Below are 362 nucleotides of genomic sequence, written 5' to 3'. Positions count from 1 at the left end.
CATAGACTATCGAGACAGTTGTCGTCTCGGACGAAGACTTCTTGGGCGGAGTACCTTTCCTTCGCAAGGATATTGGCGCTACCGCATCTCGGCGCCCTCAAGAACAGGGGAGCCGTCTCTTCAAAGGATATCGGCCCCGAACCGACAGCCATTATCATCGCCGCGCGCGAGACGCAGGGCTCCGTACCATGGGAGAACAACATGCCCGGAGTTGGGTACCTCAGGTATGAGTGAACTCAATGGCATTACCGCCAATCCATGGAATCTGGAACGATCTGCAGGGGGTCCTCATCGGCGCTGCCGCGACGGTCGCTGCCGACATCACCCCCTTGCACATGCCAGCGACGGCGGCGGGAGATCGG

Annotated in this window: 1 protein-coding gene; it reads left to right on the top strand. The window is 59.7% G+C overall.

What is annotated here, in order from left to right:
* A partial coding sequence (locus EN859_RS38875; RefSeq protein WP_210237769.1) for a hypothetical protein occupies positions 1 to 234 on the top strand: 234 nt, incomplete at its 5' end.
* Positions 235 to 362: the final 128 nt, after the last annotated feature.

The organism is Mesorhizobium sp. M00.F.Ca.ET.216.01.1.1 (assembly GCF_004010325.2).
Classification (GTDB): Bacteria; Pseudomonadota; Alphaproteobacteria; order Rhizobiales; family Rhizobiaceae; genus Mesorhizobium.
Note: the sequence above shows the minus strand (reverse complement) of the source record. Positions and strands in the feature narration are given on the sequence as shown.